This window comes from Stenotrophomonas sp. LARHCG68 (genome assembly GCF_052871705.1).
This window is the reverse complement of sequence record NZ_JBIXJV010000001.1, coordinates 827,639-844,079: the sequence shown is the minus strand read 5'-3', so window position 1 is coordinate 844,079 and position 16,441 is coordinate 827,639. Positions and strand designations below refer to the sequence as shown.

General features: G+C 68.5%; 14 protein-coding genes. 1 reads left to right on the top strand and 13 read right to left on the bottom strand.

The window, feature by feature from the left end:
• Positions 1 to 397: 397 nt before the first annotated feature.
• The 10 genes from ACIPR8_RS03610 to nudE all read right to left on the bottom strand — a co-directional run bounded on the left by ACIPR8_RS03610 (position 398) and on the right by nudE (position 6,672).
• Positions 398 to 562 (bottom strand): hypothetical protein, encoded by a 165-nt coding sequence (locus ACIPR8_RS03610; RefSeq protein WP_446540172.1) that lies wholly within the window; start codon positions 560 to 562, stop codon positions 398 to 400.
• A gap of 72 nt (positions 563 to 634) precedes the next feature.
• Positions 635 to 1,030 (bottom strand): glycine cleavage system protein GcvH, encoded by a 396-nt coding sequence (gene gcvH, locus ACIPR8_RS03605; protein ID WP_132865294.1) that lies wholly within the window; start codon positions 1,028 to 1,030, stop codon positions 635 to 637.
• Positions 1,031 to 1,120: 90 nt separating this feature from the next.
• Positions 1,121 to 2,227: a glycine cleavage system aminomethyltransferase GcvT gene (gcvT, locus tag ACIPR8_RS03600; RefSeq protein WP_192287405.1), complete on the bottom strand. Its 1,107-nt coding sequence runs from the start codon at positions 2,225 to 2,227 to the stop codon at positions 1,121 to 1,123.
• 88 nt (positions 2,228 to 2,315) lie between these two features.
• Positions 2,316 to 2,747, bottom strand: a complete 432-nt coding sequence (locus tag ACIPR8_RS03595) for an NfeD family protein (RefSeq protein WP_132865296.1) — start codon at positions 2,745 to 2,747, stop codon at positions 2,316 to 2,318.
• A 3-nt stretch (positions 2,748 to 2,750) separates the two neighbouring features.
• Positions 2,751 to 3,722 carry an SPFH domain-containing protein gene (locus ACIPR8_RS03590; protein ID WP_132865297.1) on the bottom strand — a complete coding sequence of 324 codons (972 nt, stop codon included), beginning with the start codon at positions 3,720 to 3,722 and terminating at the stop codon, positions 2,751 to 2,753.
• Between the two features lie 51 nt (positions 3,723 to 3,773).
• On the bottom strand, positions 3,774 to 4,076 hold the full coding sequence (locus ACIPR8_RS03585; protein ID WP_132865298.1) for a DUF962 domain-containing protein: 303 nt from the start codon (positions 4,074 to 4,076) through the stop codon (positions 3,774 to 3,776).
• A 38-nt stretch (positions 4,077 to 4,114) separates the two neighbouring features.
• Positions 4,115 to 4,438, bottom strand: a complete 324-nt coding sequence (locus tag ACIPR8_RS03580) for a YnfA family protein (RefSeq protein ID WP_313251747.1) — start codon at positions 4,436 to 4,438, stop codon at positions 4,115 to 4,117.
• Positions 4,435 to 5,253 carry a nucleoside triphosphate pyrophosphohydrolase gene (mazG, locus tag ACIPR8_RS03575; protein WP_446540623.1) on the bottom strand — a complete coding sequence of 273 codons (819 nt, stop codon included), beginning with the start codon at positions 5,251 to 5,253 and terminating at the stop codon, positions 4,435 to 4,437. The genes ACIPR8_RS03580 and mazG overlap by 4 nt, the downstream gene beginning before the upstream one ends.
• A 67-nt stretch (positions 5,254 to 5,320) precedes the next feature.
• Entirely contained in the window at positions 5,321 to 6,127 is an 807-nt protein-coding gene (gene cysQ, locus ACIPR8_RS03570; RefSeq protein ID WP_446540171.1) for a 3'(2'),5'-bisphosphate nucleotidase CysQ, read from the bottom strand.
• On the bottom strand, positions 6,124 to 6,672 hold the full coding sequence (gene nudE, locus ACIPR8_RS03565; protein WP_132865302.1) for an ADP compounds hydrolase NudE: 549 nt from the start codon (positions 6,670 to 6,672) through the stop codon (positions 6,124 to 6,126). Before nudE ends, cysQ begins: the two co-directional genes overlap by 4 nt.
• Positions 6,673 to 6,796: 124 nt before the next feature.
• Between nudE and ACIPR8_RS03560 the strand changes: the two genes are divergently transcribed.
• Positions 6,797 to 7,531, top strand: coding sequence for a 16S rRNA (uracil(1498)-N(3))-methyltransferase (locus tag ACIPR8_RS03560; RefSeq protein ID WP_446540170.1), 735 nt, complete (start codon positions 6,797 to 6,799; stop codon positions 7,529 to 7,531).
• Between the two features lie 112 nt (positions 7,532 to 7,643).
• Here the strand turns inward: ACIPR8_RS03560 and ACIPR8_RS03555 are convergent, their stop codons facing one another.
• From ACIPR8_RS03555 to ACIPR8_RS03545, 3 genes are read right to left on the bottom strand one after another with little or no spacing between them, the layout of a single operon-like run.
• Positions 7,644 to 8,114, bottom strand: a complete 471-nt coding sequence (locus ACIPR8_RS03555; RefSeq protein WP_132865304.1) for a chemotaxis protein CheW — start codon at positions 8,112 to 8,114, stop codon at positions 7,644 to 7,646.
• Positions 8,115 to 8,139: 25 nt separating this feature from the next.
• Positions 8,140 to 9,450 carry a chemotaxis protein CheB gene (locus ACIPR8_RS03550; protein ID WP_446540169.1) on the bottom strand — a complete coding sequence of 437 codons (1,311 nt, stop codon included), beginning with the start codon at positions 9,448 to 9,450 and terminating at the stop codon, positions 8,140 to 8,142.
• Positions 9,437 to 16,363 carry an Hpt domain-containing protein gene (locus ACIPR8_RS03545; RefSeq protein WP_446540168.1) on the bottom strand — a complete coding sequence of 2,309 codons (6,927 nt, stop codon included), beginning with the start codon at positions 16,361 to 16,363 and terminating at the stop codon, positions 9,437 to 9,439. The genes ACIPR8_RS03550 and ACIPR8_RS03545 overlap by 14 nt, the downstream gene beginning before the upstream one ends.
• Positions 16,364 to 16,441 lie beyond the last annotated feature (78 nt).

The following is a 16,441-nucleotide window of genomic DNA, read 5'->3' as shown; positions in this document are numbered from 1 at the left end:
AAGGAAGCGAGTCCTGCTCCACCATCGAGAGAATCCTGGCGGACGTCCAAGTTGTGCTTCGCGTCTGAATGTTGATCCGGCTCACTCGCTTCCGCAGGAAAGGTCTGCTGGGCGAAACCTAATCACGGTTTTTTTTACTGTCAACTGTCTTTTCAAAAAATTTTCGGGAAGCACCCGCGCCACCCCTCCGCCGCCACCGACCTTCCGGCACCGCAGGCACCCGCCCATCGATCGCACCCAAGGCGGTCGCGAAAAACACGAATGCAAAAAACATCGGGAAAAACGCACTTTTCGTTTCACGCATGCGGCAACGCATGCATGCGTGCAGCATCGATGCCGACACCTTGCGGGGTGCCGGCGACGCTCGGCCGACACCCGCCCGGCAGCAAAAAAAAATTCAGCCGGTGGTGATCCTTTGTTCAGCGCGACGGACATTTTGCGCAGAATTTTTTGCACCCTTCGCCGCCTTGGCGGCAACCGTTCGCGCCGCCGCGCGCATGTGTTGATGCCGGTCGAGCATGTCGCCGTCCGTCGCCGAACACTTGCCCTGCGTCCACGTCATCACGCGGCGCTGACATCGGCGCAAACAAAAACGGCCGCCTCGCGGCGGCCGTCTCGTCGATGCGGAACGGACTCAGTGGTCCTCGTTCTCCAGCATCTCGGCGTAGTCGTCCGGACCGAGCAGGTCGTTCAACTGCTCCGGTTCTGACAACTCGACGACGAACAGCCAGCCGTCGCCGTAGGCGTCTTCGTTGATGGTTTCCGGCTTGTCGGTCAGTGCTTCGTTGACCTCCACGACGGTACCGGACACCGGGCTGTAGACATCCGATGCCGCCTTGACCGATTCAACCACGGCGGCGCCGACGCCTACCTGCACGCTGTCGCCGACAGCCGGCAGCTCGACGTACACCAGGTCGCCCAGCAGGCCTTGGGCATGGTCGGAAATGCCGACGGTGACGCGGCCGTTACCTTCGGTACGGGCCCACTCGTGGGACTTGAGGAATTTGAGGTCGCCAGGGATCTCGCTCATGGAACTGCTCCGAAAAAAGCGGTGGTCGGGATGGAACACTAGTTTAACGAACCGGGCACGCGGTGGTGCCCGGTCCGGTCAGGCAAACAATCAGAGGTTGATGCCGGCTTGCGCCTGGCCGTCGCGCACGAACGGGAACTTCACCACCCGCACCGGCACTTCCTTGCCACGGATGTCCACGCGCACCTCGCCCGGCACGCCGGCCGGCACGCGGGCGAAGGCGATCGCCTTGCCCAGCGTCGGCGAGAAGGTACCGGACAGGATCTCGCCCTCGCCATTGGCGGTGAGCACCTTCTGGCCATGGCGCAGCACGCCCTTCTCGTCCATCACCAGGCCGATCATCTGGCGCGCGTCACCGGCAGCCTTCTGCGCCTCGAGCACCGGGCGTCCGATGAAGTCACGACCCTCGTCCAAGCTGACGGTCCAGGCCAGCGCCGCTTCGAACGGGCTGACGGTTTCGTCCATGTCCTGGCCATAGAGGTTCATGCCCGCTTCCAGGCGCAGCGTGTCACGCGCGCCCAGGCCGGCCGGCTTCACGCCGGCGGCCAGCAGCGCGTTCCAGAACGCGACGACCTGGTCCTGCGGCAACAGCACTTCGTAGCCGTCCTCGCCGGTGTAGCCGGTACGTGCGACGAACAGTTTCACGCCGGCGCTGGAGGTGACCTCCAGCGCGGCGAAACGTGCCAGCTTGTCCAGCGCGGCGCGGTCGGCCTCGGCCACCAGCCCGGCGACCAGCGCACGCGCCTGCGGCCCCTGCACGGCGACGATCGCCAGCTCTTCGCGCTCGACCACGTCCACGTCGAACGCGGCGGCCTGCTGGCGGATCCAGGCCAGGTCCTTCTCGCGGGTGGAGGCGTTGACCACCATGCGGAAGAAGTCCTCGCCCAGGAAGTAGACGATCAGGTCGTCGATCACCCCGCCCTGCGGGTTGAGCATGCAGGAGTACAGCGCCTTGCCGCTGACCTTGAGCTTGTCGATGGAGTTGGCCAGCAGGTGGCGCAGGAACTCACGGGTGCGCGCACCCTTCAGGTCGACCACGGTCATGTGGCTGACGTCGAACATGCCGGCCGCGGTGCGGACCAGGTGATGCTCATCGATCTGCGAGCCGTAGTGGATCGGCATGTCCCAACCGCCGAAGTCGACCATCTTGGCGCCGAGCGAGCGGTGGGTGTCGTTGAGCAGGGTTTTCAGGGTCATGGCCGTTCCACGTAAAAGAGGTGCGGCATTATCCCAGATGGCACCATTTAAAACCTGCGGCACCGCCACACGATGGCACCGCCGGCACTCAGGCCGGCTGCACCTTCAGGGTCATGCCGTCCACCGCCACCACGCGCACGCGGCTGTCCACCGGCAGGTCCGGCCCGGCCACCACCCAAAGCGCATCGTCGACCTTGGCCCGCCCGCTGCCATCGACGATGGCCTGTTCGAGCACCACCACGCGCCCGACCAGCTGCTCGGCGCGGCGGTTGAGCAGTGGCTGGTCGCTTTGCCGTGCCGCCTTGCGGAACCAGGTGCGGTAGACCTGGATGGAGACGAAGCTCAGCACCACGAACAGCACCACCTGCAGCAGCAGGCTCATGCCATCGAACAGCCACACCAGCGCGAACACCACCGCCGCGGCGATGCCCATCCACAGCATGAATGCGCCGGGGAGCAACGCTTCGGCGGCGAACAGCACCACCGCCAGCGCCGCCCACGCAATGACCTCCCAGCGCATGGCTCAGCGCTCCAGCGGCGGCGGGTTGCCGCGTGCCGGTGCCGGCTTGCGCTCGTCCTGGCGGCCGAACGCCTCCCTGGCCAATTCAGCGACGCCGGCGATCGAACCGATCACGCCGGAGGCCTCCATCGGCATCAGCACCAGCTTCTGGTTCGGCGAGTTGGCCAGTTCGGCGAAGGCCTCCACGTACTTCTGCGCGACGAAGTAGTTGATCGCCTGCACATTGCCGTTGGCGATGGCGTCGGACACCATCGTGGTCGCCTTGGCTTCGGCCTCGGCCAGACGCTCGCGGGCCTCGGCATCGCGGAAGGCGGCCTCCTTGCGGCCCTCGGCCTCCAGCACCGCGGCCTGCTTCTGGCCTTCGGCGCGCAGGATCTCCGACTGGCGGACGCCTTCGGCTTCCAGCACCGCGGCGCGCTTGTTCTGCTCGGCCATCTTCTGCTGCTGCATCGACTGCACCAGGTTGGTCGGCGGCTGGATGTCCTTGATCTCGATGCGGGTGACCTTCACGCCCCACGGGTTGGTGGCGTGGTCGACGACGTTGAGCAGCTTGGCGTTGATGGTCTCGCGCTGGCTCAGCGATTCGTCCAGGTCCATCGAGCCGATCACGGTGCGGATGTTGGTCTGGACCAGGGCGATCATCGCCACTTCCAGGTTGGCCACTTCATAGGCCGCCTTGGCCGCGTCCAGCACCTGGAAGAACACCACCCCGTCCACGCGCACGACCGCGTTGTCCTTGGTGATCACGTCCTGGCTGGGGACGTCCAGCACCTGCTCCATCATGTTGACCTTGCGCCCCACCCCGTACACCACCGGGAACAGGAAGTGCAGGCCGGGGGTCATCGTGTGGGTGTACCTGCCGAAGCGCTCGACCGTCCACTCGTAGCCCTGCGGCACCATGCGCACGGTCTTGAACAGGACGATGATGCCTGCCACCGCCACGACCAACGCGAGAAATCCTGCTCCGCCGCCCATTTGCCCTCTCCCGAGCCTGTGTGATGGGGCGAGTATAGCCAGCCCCGCCGGTTACAGCGGCAGGCGCCCGCGCAGGATGTCGGCGAACATCACCCAGTCGCCGGCGAAGGAATAGAACGGATGGCTGAAGGTGGCCGGGCGGTTCTTCTCGAAAAAAAAGTGCCCCACCCAGGCGAAGCCGTAGCCGCACAGCAGCGCGGCCAGCAACCAGCCCCATTGCTGCTGCCACATGGCCAGCGCCAGGCAGCCGAGCACGCCCCAGCTGCCGATGAAGTGCAGCCGGCGGCAGGTGCGGTTGCGGTGCTCCTGCAGGTAGTACGGGTAGAACTGGCGGAAACTGCTGAAACGCGACATGGCCTGCTCCCGGGGTTCCCGCGCGCAGGATAGAACCTTCAGTCGGCGCGTGGCGCGAACATGATCACGGCCATGCCGAGCAGGCACAGGCCACCGCCCAGCAGGTCCCAGCGGCTCGGCCGCACTGCGTCCACCAGCCACAGCCACAGCAGCGCCACGCACACATAGACGCCGCCGTAGGCCGCATAGACGCGCCCGCTGGCGGTGGGGTGCAAGGTCAGCAGCCAGGCAAACAGCGCCAGGCTCGCCGCCGCCGGCAGCAGCAGCCAGGGACTGCCCTGTCTGCGCAGCCACAACCACGGCAGGTAGCAGCCGACGATCTCGGCCACCGCGGTCAGCAGGAACAGCAACGCCGTCTTCATCGCGCCGCGCCCTTTTCCTCGTCCTTCACCTGCCGCCACAGTGCTTCCTGCTGCGCCAGGTCCAGGTCCTGCATGGCACCACCGCGTGCCCGCGCGTGTGCTTCCATCGCGCGGAAGCGGCGCTCGAACTTGAGGTTGGCCTGGCGCAACGCGGTGCCGACATCGACGCGCGCGTGCCGCGCGAGGTTGGCGCAGACGAACAGCACGTCGCCGATTTCCTCCTGCAGCCGCGCCTGGTTGGCATCGACCGGCCCGGCGGCGAACTCGGCCTGCACCTCATCCACCTCCTCGCGCAGTTTGTCCAGCACCGGCACCGGGTCGGGCCAGTCGAAGCCGGTGCGCGCGGCACGCGACTGCAGCTTGGTCGCCCGTTGCCATTCCGGCAGGCCGCGCGAGATGCCGGCCAGCGCCGAATCATCGGTCTCGCCCCGGGCGGCACGCTCGGCGCGCTTGATCTGTTCCCAGTTGGCGCTGACATCGCCGGCACCGTCAACGCGGGCGTCGGCGAAGATGTGCGGATGGCGGCGGACCATCTTGTCGCTGATCGAGGCCACCACGTCACCGAAGTCGAACGCCCCCTGCTCGCTGGCCATCTGCGCGTGGAACACCACCTGCAGCAGCAGGTCGCCGAGTTCGTCCTTCAGGTCGTCCAGGTCGTTGCGATCGATCGCATCGGCCACCTCGTAGGCTTCCTCGACGGTGTACGGCGCGATGCTGGCGAAGTCCTGCTGCAGGTCCCACGGACAGCCGCCGTCCGGATCGCGCAGGCGCGCCATGATGTTCAACAGCGTCTGGATGTCGTTGCGCCCGGACATGTCGGTGGTGCCCTCATCAACAAAGCGCCGGCGTCGGCCGGCGCGGATCAGCATGCAGGCAGCGGGCTCAGAGCCCGGCCACCCAGTCCTGCCACGGCAGCGAGGCATCCCCCAACGCGACGAAGTCGCCATTGAGCAGACGCGGCCGCTGGTTGTACTGGAACGGTGCGCCGCTGTCGGCGGCCAGCAGCACGCCACCGGCGGCCTCCAGCACGCATTGCCCGGCGGCCGTGTCCCATTCACTGGTCGGTCCCAGCCGCGGGTACACGTCCAGCGTGCCCTCGGCGATGCGACAGAACTTCAGTGACGAGCCCTGCGCGACCATCTCGATCTCGCCCATGCGCTGCAGCAGCAACTCGGTACGGTCGCTGCGGTGCGAACGGCTGGCGGCCACACGCAACGGCAGCGCCGGCGGCACGCGGGTGATGATCACCTCGTCCTGCCCGTTCTCCCGGCGATAGGCCCTGTCGCCACGCATTGCGTGCCAGACCACCCCGGTCACCGGTGCCTGCACCACGCCGAACACCGCGTGGCCATCGACGATCAGCGCGATGTTCACGCTGAACTCGCCATTGCGCTTGATGAATTCGCGGGTGCCGTCGAGCGGGTCGACCAGCCAGTAGCGCGACCACTGCCGACGGGTTTCCCATGGCAGCTGCGCCGACTCCTCGGACAGCACCGGGATGTGGGGTGTCAGTGCCGCCAGGCCGTCGACGATCAGCCGGTGTGCGGCCAGGTCGGCGGTGGTGACCGGGCTGTCATCGTCCTTGCGTTCGATATCGAAGCCATTGGCGTAGACCTGCATGATCGCCACGCCGGCACGCTGGGCAATGTCGATCACCGCCTCGCGCTGCAAACGGTCCAGCCCACTCATGCCTGCTTCCCCAGCCACTCGCGGGCGATGAACAGCGCCGCCAGCGAGCGGCCTTCGGAGAAGTCCTCGCGCAGCATCAGCTGGTCCAGCTCGGCCAGCTTCCACGGCACCACTTCCAGCTCCTCCGGCTCATCCCCGGCCAGCCGTTCCGGGTACAGGTCACGCGCCAGCACCAGCCACGACGCGTGGCTCATGTAGGTCGGTGCCAATGTCATCGCACGCAGGACCTCGACCTTGCGCGCGCCGTAGCCGGCTTCTTCCTTCAGCTCGCGGTCGGCGGCCTGTTCAGGGGTTTCGCCGGCATCGATGCGGCCCTTGACCAAGCCCAGTTCGTAGCGGTGCAGGCCGGCGGCGTACTCGCGCACCAGCAGCACGGTCTCGGCGTCCAGCATCGGCACCACCACCACCGCGCCATGCCCACGGCTCACCAGCCGCTGGAAGTGGCGGCGTTCACCGTTGGAAAACTCCAGGTCCAGCTGTTCCTGGCGGAACGGACCGATGTCCTGCTCGACCACCTTGTGGATCTGCGGCAACCGGCGGCTCATGCGTGGGCCCCGGCACGAATGCGGAGGATCGATAGAATGCGCATTGGCAGATACGTTCTCATGAGCCTGAAATGCTAGCAGACCCGGCCCCTTTCCCGCCGACCCGCCATCGCGAGGTCCCCCGATGCGCCTGACCCGTTGCCCCGTCGACCTGCCACTGCAGGTGGGCCAGACCCTGTCGCTGCCCGAAGAGGCCGCCAATCACCTGGTGCGGGTGATGCGCCTGCGCGAAGGCGAAGGCTGCGTGCTGTTCAACGGTGACGGCCACGATTACGCCGCCACGGTAAGCAGCATCGGCAAGCGCGAGGTGCAGGTGCATGTCGACCGCTCCGACGCACTGGACAACGAATCGCCGCTGACGATCACCCTGCTGCAGGGCATCGCGCGCGGCGAGAAGATGGACCTGATCCTGCAGAAGGCCACCGAACTGGGCGTCAGCCGGATCCTGCCGGTCAATGCCGAGCGCACCGAGGTGAAGCTGGATGCGGCGCGCGCCGAGAAACGGCTGGCGCACTGGCGCAGCGTGGTTGGCTCGGCCTGCGGGCAATCCGGGCGCGCACGGATTCCCCGAATCGACGCACCGCTGTCATTGGCCGCCGCGGCCGCGGCCTTGCCGCCCCAGACCCTGCGACTGACGTTGGACCCGCAGGGCGAGCATCGCCTTGCCACGCTGGAGGCGGCACCGGCCAATGGCGTGGTGATCGCGATCGGTCCGGAAGGCGGCTGGTCGCCCCGTGACCGCCAGCAACTGTCCGATGCCGGCTTCCAGGGCCTGCAGCTCGGCCCGCGCATCCTGCGCACCGAAACCGCGGGGCTGGCGGCCATCGCCGCATTGCAGGCGAAGCTGGGCGATCTCTGAGCGTTGCCGGGTGCACGCGCGAGTGGCCCGGCAGGCGGTCGCGGCCGCACAGGCTGGTGACAGATAAAAAAAAGCCGCGCGAGTGCGCGGCTTTTCTGTCCCGGCGCTGGGCTCAGGCGGCCGCCAGCGCCGCGGTCACCGCGCTTTCGATGGCATCCAGGTCCGGCAGCAGGGCACTCTGCTCGCCCAGCAGCACGCGCATGTGCACCACGCCCGGCAGGCTTTCTTCCGATGCGTCGGCCAGCAGGCCATCACGGGGCACCGCGATCAGCTGCGGGAAGGACTGGGTGAGCAGCGCGAAGTACGGCAGCTCCGGGTTTCCACCCAGGGCCTTGAGCACCACCACCTTGTTGTTGCCGCTGACCGGCTCGCCGCCCTGCCCGCTCAGGCCGGCATAGGACAGCAGCGGGACGCTCCAGCCGTGCCAGGCGATCTGGCCGACCAGCCAGGCCGGGGCATTGCCGATCGGCTCGACCGGCACACGCGACATCATTTCCGCGACCGTGGCATTGGGCAGCAGCACGCGCTCGTTGCCGGCCTGGATCAGGACCCCACGTACTTCGTCGTTGTTTGCGTAGCTCATCGTCGATTCCTTGGTTGCGCCGGCATCAGCCGGCGCAATGCGTTGCCAGTTCGGCGGCCAGATACTCCGGGTCGCCCGCCGGCTTGCCGGCAACCGCCAGCTGGCTGGCCGCCGCCGGGTCGTAGCAGCCTTCACCGATCTGGCCCGCGACCCAGCCACCGCGTTCGGCGAACGCCAGCACCGGTTCGACCAAGCCGACATCGGCGCCACTGAGCAGCATCACCGCGCTGCGCACCGGGTCCAATGCCTCCAGCAGGTCACCCTGCCCGTCGCCAAAGCGCAAGCCGCCCTCGGACGACAGGCTGGTGGCATCCGGCAGGATGTAGACATTGCCGCCGGCCAGGCTGACGCCCGGTTCGGCAAGGCTCACCGGCAAGCTGGTCGCACGCGACATCTGCTTGACCAGGTTGGCGTACCGGCCACCGTCCAGGCGCAACTGCACCAGCACCGGGCGCGCGAAATCTTCCGGCAGGCCGGCCAGCACGCGGCGCACCGCGTCCGGGCCGCCGATGCCGGCGAACAGCAGCACTGCTCCGCCATCGGCACCTTCTTCCTCGATGTCGACCAGCGACAGCGAGGTGTTCAGCAGGCTGGCAAGCGCCGGCGGTGGCGGGGCCTCCGGCGTCGCCGCAACCTCCTGGTAACCCTCTTCCTCGACAAGCGACCACTTGCTGAAGTCCATGACCGGTGCGGTGGTCTCCGCCGCCGGCACCTGCACGGCCGGTTCGGTCCCGGCCGGTTCCGGCAGCGGCGGCGACTCGGCCGCCGGCGTTGCGATCAGTTCCTCGAAGGAAAGCACCTGCGGACGCTCTTCGGGCACGACCGGCGGCACGTACAGCGCGTCGGCCGGCACGTCCACCGACTCGACGAATGCCTCGTCGAGGTGGAACTGCAACGGCGCATCGACATGGCGATCGGCCGGACGTTCCGGCAGCCCCGGTTCGAGTGCGGCGGCCGGCTCGGCGGCGTCGTCCTCCTGCCCCGGGGGCAGCACGTTGCCATGTCCCTGCAGCTTGGCGGCCAGGTGGCGGATCCAGCGCTGCGCCTCCCAGCCCTCGCGACGCGCGGCCAGTTCGGCTTCCTCGAACATCAGGGTCAGGTGCGGGGCTTCGAGCAGCGGCTCCAGGCGCTCCAGGGCGTCCTCGACCGCCGGCTCCAACGCCACCAGCACCACCTGCGGCGCAGCGGCTTCCAGGGCGGCACCGTCGAGCTGGTTGGGATCCTCCTCCAGCACGACGTGGCCACCGGCGGCGGCAATTGCCTCACGCAGGCGTTCGCGTGCCGCACCGGCACGGGCCAGCAGGGCTACCGGCTTGGTGGTGTCATTCGCGTACACGTGCGATCCCCAGCAGGTCGTAGACATTGCGCATCAGGTCCAGCTCCTGGTACGGCTTGCCCAGGTAACGCTGCACGCCGATCTCGAACGCACGCTGGCGATGCTTGTCACCGCTGCGCGAGGTGATCATCACGATCGGCACGTCCTTGTAGCGCGGGTCGGCGCGCATGGCGGTGGCCAACTCGTAGCCGTCCATGCGCGGCATCTCGATGTCCAGCAGCATCAGGTCGGGCACGCGCTCTTCCAGCAGCTCCAGCGCCTCGACGCCGTCGCGCGCGGCGGCGACCTCGAAGTTGTGGCGCTCCAGCACGCGGCCGGTGACCTTGCGCATGGTCAGCGAATCGTCGACCACCATCACCAGCGGCGCATGGCGCTGGCTGGTGACCACGGTCGCCTCCACCGCCTGCTGCGGCTGGGCCAGGTGGCGACGCACCAGCGGCGCGACGTCCAGGATCACCACCACGTTGCCTTCGCCGGTGATGGTGGCGCCGTAGATGCCCGGTACCGAGGCGATCTGCAGGCCCACCGGCTTGACCACGATTTCGCGGTTGCCCAGCACCTGGTCGATCGCCACCGCCGCGCGCAGGTCGCCCGAGCGCACCAGCAGCAACGGGATCTCGTTCTGGCCTTCGGCCTTGGCTGCGGCCTGGCCGACCAGGGTGCCCAGGTTGTACAGGGTGAAGTCTTCGCCGTTGTAGTGGTAACCGCTCTGCCCGGATTCGAAGCGCTCGCGGGAAATGCGGCCGATACCGCTGACCGATGCCACCGGCACCGCGTAGGTGGTCTCGCCGATGCGGACGAACACCGCCTGGGTGACCGCCAGCGTCTGCGGCAGGCGCAGGGTGAAGGTGGCGCCGTGGCCACGCTCGGAATGGATGTCCACCGAGCCGCCAAGCTGGCGTACTTCGTTGCGCACCACGTCCATGCCCACGCCACGGCCGGCCAGCTGGCTGACCTGCTCGCTGGTGCTGAAGCCCGAGGCGAAGATCATCTGGTCCAGCTGGCTGTCGTCGATCTGCTCCTCGGCGCCCAGCAGGCCACGCTGCTCGGCGCGACGGCGGATCGCCGCGCGGTCCAGGCCGGCGCCGTCATCGGCCACTTCCAGCACGATTTCCGACCCTTCGCGGCGCAGGCGCAGGGCAATCTCGCCTTCCTCGACCTTGCCGGCCCGGGCACGTGCGGCCGGTTCTTCCAGGCCATGCGCAACCGAGTTGCGCAGCATGTGCTCCAGCGGCGCGACCATGCGGTCGAGCACGTTGCGGTCCAGTTCGCCGTGCGTGCCTTCCAGCTTCAGGTGCACCTGCTTGCCGGTGTCGTGCGCGGCCTGGCGGACCACGCGACGCAGGCGCGGCACCAGGCCGTCGAACGGCACCATGCGCGCGCGCATCAGGCCGTCCTGCAGTTCCGAGCTCACGCGTGACTGCTGCTGCAGCAGCGTGTCGTAGTTGCGCGACAGCTCGTCGAGCACGCCCTGCAGGCCGCCCAAGTCGGCCGCCGATTCGTTCAGCGCACGGCTGAGCTGCTGCAGCGTCGAGAAACGGTCCAGTTCCAGCGGGTCGAAGGTCTGGTCGGCCTGTTCGTGCTCGCGGCGGTAGCGGGCGACGATCTGGGCTTCGGTTTCCAGGTCCAGGCGGCGCAGCTGGTCGCGCAGACGCGCGTTGGTGCGGTCCAGTTCGGCCATGGCGCCACGGAAGGCACCGAGCTGCTGCTCCAGGCGCGAGCGGTAGATCGCCACTTCGCCGGCGTGGTTGACCAGGCTGTCGAGCAGGTCCGCGCGCACGCGCACCTGTTCCTGGCCACGCGGGGCACCGTCTTCCTCGGCGGCCTGCTCGTCGATCACCGGTGCCGACAACGGCACCGCGGCTGCCAGCGGCTGCGGCTGCACCTCGTCCGTCACCGGCATCGGGGCGGACGCGTCCAGCGCCGGTGCCTCGACCGGTGCCGGTGCCGCTTCGGCGCGGCCATCGGTACGGGCTTCGAACGCGCCGATCAGGTCCAGCGGCATCTGCACCGCGTGGTGATCACCGGTATGCACCAGCAGCTGGTGCAGGCGGTCGAAGCCCCGCTCCAGCAGCGTGACGTCGCCGCGGGTCATCTCGGTGCGGTTGGCCGCCACCGCTTCCAGCAGCGATTCGATGCCGTGGCCAAGGTCGCCAATGGCATTGATGCCGGCCATGCGCGCACCACCCTTGAGGGTGTGCAGGTCGCGCTGCAGGCCCGCCAGTGCTTCGCGGTCCTCCGGCGTCGAGCGCAGCTCGTGCAGCAGGCCATCGCAGTGGTCGAGCAGGTCCTTGCCTTCCTCGACGAAGATGTCGACCAGCTCGCGGTCCAGCTCGTTGAAGTCCAGCGGGCCGACCACCAGTTCGGCCAGCACCGGCTCGGACACCACCACCGGCTGGTCTTCCGGCAACGGGGCGGTCAGTGGCGCCAGTTCGATCCTGGCAGCCATGCCCGGCACATCGACCGGCACGTCGGCAACAGGTTCAGCCGGCGCCGTGATTTCGTCGCCCTGCCCGGCCACATCGGCAGCCGGCGTGTCGACCTCTTCCGCGTCCACGACCGGGTCGATTGCGACCTCGGCGCCTGCGGTGGCGGCGGCGTCGCGTTCCACGACGACGGCAACCGGCACGTCGACCGCGGCGTCTTCCAGCGCCGGTGCGACTGCGGCTTCAGCCGCTGCGTCTTGCAGCGGCGCGTCTTCGGCGACGTTACCAGTGTCTTCCAGCCGCATTTCGCTGGGCGCGGACACATCGGCATCCTCGACACCGGCCGTCGCTTCGTCCACGGCGGCGTCCGTCGCTGCGACGTCGGAGGCAGTTTCCTCGACGTCGACGACAACCGCTTCCGGCAGTGCATCCACGTCGTTCCCGACCGCGACAGCACCTTCGGCATCGACATCTTGCAGGGCAGCTTCCGAGGCCGGCACCGTTTCGCTATCCGCCAGCGGTGCGAGCTCGGCAGACAAGTCCTCGACCTCGTCCACCTGCGCCGCGAACTCCGACACCTGCACGTCGGCGTCGGCGTCGGCAACAAGGTCGGCGTCCTGCACCGACGGGGCTTCGAATTCGCTCGGCGTGGCCTCGTCGGGCACGGACGGCTCCAGCGCGTTCGCCTCACGGGCCGGAACAACCTCCTCGGCTGGCGTGTCCTTGCGGAACGCCGCGGCCGCGACGCCCGCAACCGCTGCGCCGGCCGTCGCCAGCCAGGCGAACGGTGACGATGTCCCCGAAGCCGCCGGAGACTCAACCGCTTCCTGCGCGGACGGCACTTCGGCCGCTTCTGCGGGTTCCTGGCGGACGTCGTCGGCGAAGGCAACCGGTGCCTCATCGATCGGTGCCCGCTGTGCGGCTTCATCCACGTCGGCGTGGGAATTCTGCTGCGCAGTATCGGCTGCATCGACAACATTCAACGCGGCGGCAACCGCGTCCGTCGTGGTCGTCGGCTCGACGGCCATCTCCGCTTCGGTGGACGACAGGTCCACAGGCGATTCGATGGCCTGTCCGGCATCCGTCTGCACATCCTGCACCGGCACGGCGCCCGGCGTGCCTTCCAGCAGCGAGGCATCCAGGTACGCCGACAAGTCTTCGGCCATGGACAGTTCCGGGGTGGACGGTTCCACCGCGCCGGTTTCCTCGACGGCTGCGGGGTCGGCGTCGTCCAGCGACAACTCGTCCTCGGCCGGCATCGGCGGCCACTTGGCATCCGGCAATGCATCGACCAGCGCCTGCAGGCGTTCGGCCACACCCGGGAATGCCGGGATACGGGGCGCCTGGTCGCGCAGTGCGTTGATGGTGGTGTCGATGGCCGCTGCCATCTGCGACAGCGCCTGTACACCGACCGCGCCCGGCACGATGCCGGCCGCCAGCGAGCGCTTGACGAAGGATTCGGCTGGCGAGGTGATGCTGGTGATCACCGGCACGTCGGTCATCGCGAACGCACCGCTCATGGTGTGCACGGCGCGCAGCAGGTCTTCGTTGACCGGCTGCGGTGCTTCGTTCGACTGTGCCAGCCAGCGATTGACCGTTTCCAGGTGCACGCTGACCTCGGCTTCGAGGATCTCGCGCAGCACGCTGTCCACCGAGGCCGGGGTGCCTTCCGCCTCGACGGCGGCCACCGCCATCGGCTCGGCCACGATCGCCTCGGCGACCGGCGCGGGTGCCGGAGCAGGCGCAGCACTCGGCGTCTGGTAGAACGCTTCCTCGCCCGCGGCGACGCGGTCGGCCACATCCTGCATGCCCAGCAGGTCCGAATGCAGGCTGCCGGCGCCGCGCAGCGCGGCATTGAGCTCCGGCAGCACGTCATAGGCCTGGTTGACCATGGCGACCACGGCCGGGCTGGCCGGGCGACTGCCGTCCAGCACGCGGTTGAGCATGCCTTCGATCTTCCAGCTGAACTCGCCCAAGGTGCGTGCGCCAACCAGGCGACCACTGCCCTTGAGGGTATGGAACACGCGGCGCACCGGGCGCAGCCGCTCCATGTTGCCCGGCGCAGCGCGCCAGGCCGTCAACAGGTGCCCCAAGTTGACCAGTTCTTCGTCGAACTCCTCGATGAAGACATCGCGGATGTCTTGGTCGATGTCATCACCACCATCGATGAACCCGCCATCGAGCGTGGCGAACGACACCGGTGCACGCGCGGCAGGTGCGGCGGCCGCAGCCGCGGCCTCCACCAGCTCCGGCACGCGTGCCGGTTCCGGCGCGGCCGGGCGTGCGAACGGATCGAACGCGTCGGCGGCGGCATTGAGCTCGGCCATGAAGGCGGCAGCCTCGGCATCGGCCACTTCCACCGCTTCGGGCACCTGTTGGGCGACCACGACCGACGGCTCCTCGGCCGGTGCCACCGGTGTGGCAGCATCGGCGGCTTCGGTCGGCTGTTGCAGGAGCGGCGCTTCCTCCAGCTGCCAGTCAGCCGGTGCGTCGATCGCGGCGGGTTCGACGGGCGACGCTGCTTCCAGCGTGACTGCCTCGTCCAGCTCCGGCGCGAAGAAGCCGTCGGCGACGGTCACGTCCTGCACCGCGGCCGGCTCGACGCGCGCAGACGCATCGTCCAGCTCCAGCAGGCTGCTGTCGAAGGTGAAGACCGTCGATGCCGCAGCCTCGGGCACGACCTCCTCGGAGGCCACCGGGTCGAAAGCCTGGAATGCGGTGGGTGCGATGTCCGTGGCCGGTGCATCGTCACGCTCTTCCAGCACGATCGGCGCCACGACATCGTCGTTGCCCACCGGCTGCGTGTATTCGGCCGCGACCGGGTCGAACACCGACGCATCCGCAGTGACGGCCGGTTCGGCCGGCACCTCGAACGGCCCGGCGACATTCGGCACCGACGGCAGTTCGTTCAACGTGGGCTTGGCATGGATGGCCGCGCCGAACAGCAATGGATAGGCCGGCGTTGGCGTGGCAGCGGCAGCGGCAGCGGCAGGCACGATCTCCGGCAGCGGCGGCGGAACCGTCGCGGCAACCGGCTCCTGTACCGGGGGCTCGGCCTGCGGAGCGGCTTCCTCGACGATGACCGGCGTTTCCTGCACCGGTTCCAGGTCCCACCGCGGCGTCTCGACCGGCGGCTCGGCCGCTGCCGGGGCCTCGACGAGCGCAACCGGGGCAGCTTCCGCCATGGCAGGTGCGTCCATCGTGACGGCGGCGGCCATGCCGGCCGGCGCGTCGACGGTCAATGCCGGGATCGGCCAGTAATGCAGTGCTTCCAGGCTGCTGCGGGTGATGTCGAGGATGTCCTCGCGGCCCGAGCGGCGGTCACGCAGCGCTTCGAGGTAGTACTCCAGGCTGGCCATGGCGTCGGCCAGGGTATCCAACTGGCGGCCACCGGGAATGCGGCGGCGTCCGATCAGTTCGGATTCGATGTACTGGCGCACGGCCAGCAGGTAGTCGGCCGGCTGCGGCAGTTCCAGCATGCGCAGCGCGCCGGCGACCTCGCCGAGCAGGCGCGGCACTTCGGCCAGGCGCTCGTGGTCCCAGTTGGTCTCGATGAAGGCGACGAACGATTCCCGCGCGGCGGTGAAGTTGGCGATGGCTTCGTGCGCCAGCACCTCCACCGTGCGCCGGGTTTCCACCGCAGCCGCGTCGTCCTCGCCTTCGGCATTCGCGCCGAGGTGGGCGACCTGGTCGTCCAGCGAGGCGTCCACGTACAGCAGCGAGCCGGCGATATCCAGCAACAGGTTGTCGTCGATGCCACGGTTGCCGGCGACCACCTCGGCCAGCGCGTCGCGCTGCTTGGCGACGATGCCGCGGGCAACGCCCAGGCCCATCACGCCCAGCGTGTCGGACACCGCACGCAGTTCGTCGACCTGGGTCTGCAGGTCGGCCGCGTTGCCACCGGTGCGCACGTGCAGGTCCAGCGCATCCTTGATGCGCATCAGGTCTTCCTTGACCGCGTTGCCGACCGTGTCGAGCAGTTCGCGGTTGCGGCCACGCAGGCTGCCGCGGGCATGTTCCAGTTCGGCCGGGCTGGCGTCGCTGGCATCGGGGTTGAACGCGAACAGCACGCTCTCGTTGATGCCTTCGGCACCACGCGCGGCGCGGATCTCGTTGAGCAGCGGCAGCAGCACGATCGGGATGTCGCGGTGGCCGTTCTGCAGGCGCTCCAGGTAGTCCGGCAACAGCACGGTGCCGCGCATCAGCGTGGCACAGGCTTCCTCGCGCTCGGGCACGGCGCCGTCGCGCACCGCGTTGGCCAGCAGCTCCAGCTCCTCGGCCACCATCGCCGGGGCGTACAGCTCGACCATGCGCAGCGTGCCCTGCACCTGGTGCAGGTAGCCGGCGCAGAAACGCATGCGGCTGGTGTCGCTCGGGTCTTCAACGAACTGCTCGACCTCGTTGCGCACCTGGCGCAGGGTCTCGTCCAGCTCCGGCTTGACCCAGCCCAGCGCCGCGTGGCTCATGGCATCGCGCAAGGTACTCATCGCACTCCCCTGTACAGCAGCGATCGCATGGCGAGGTTCTGGCCCTGCTTCGCGGTATGGCAATACTTCATCTGCTGG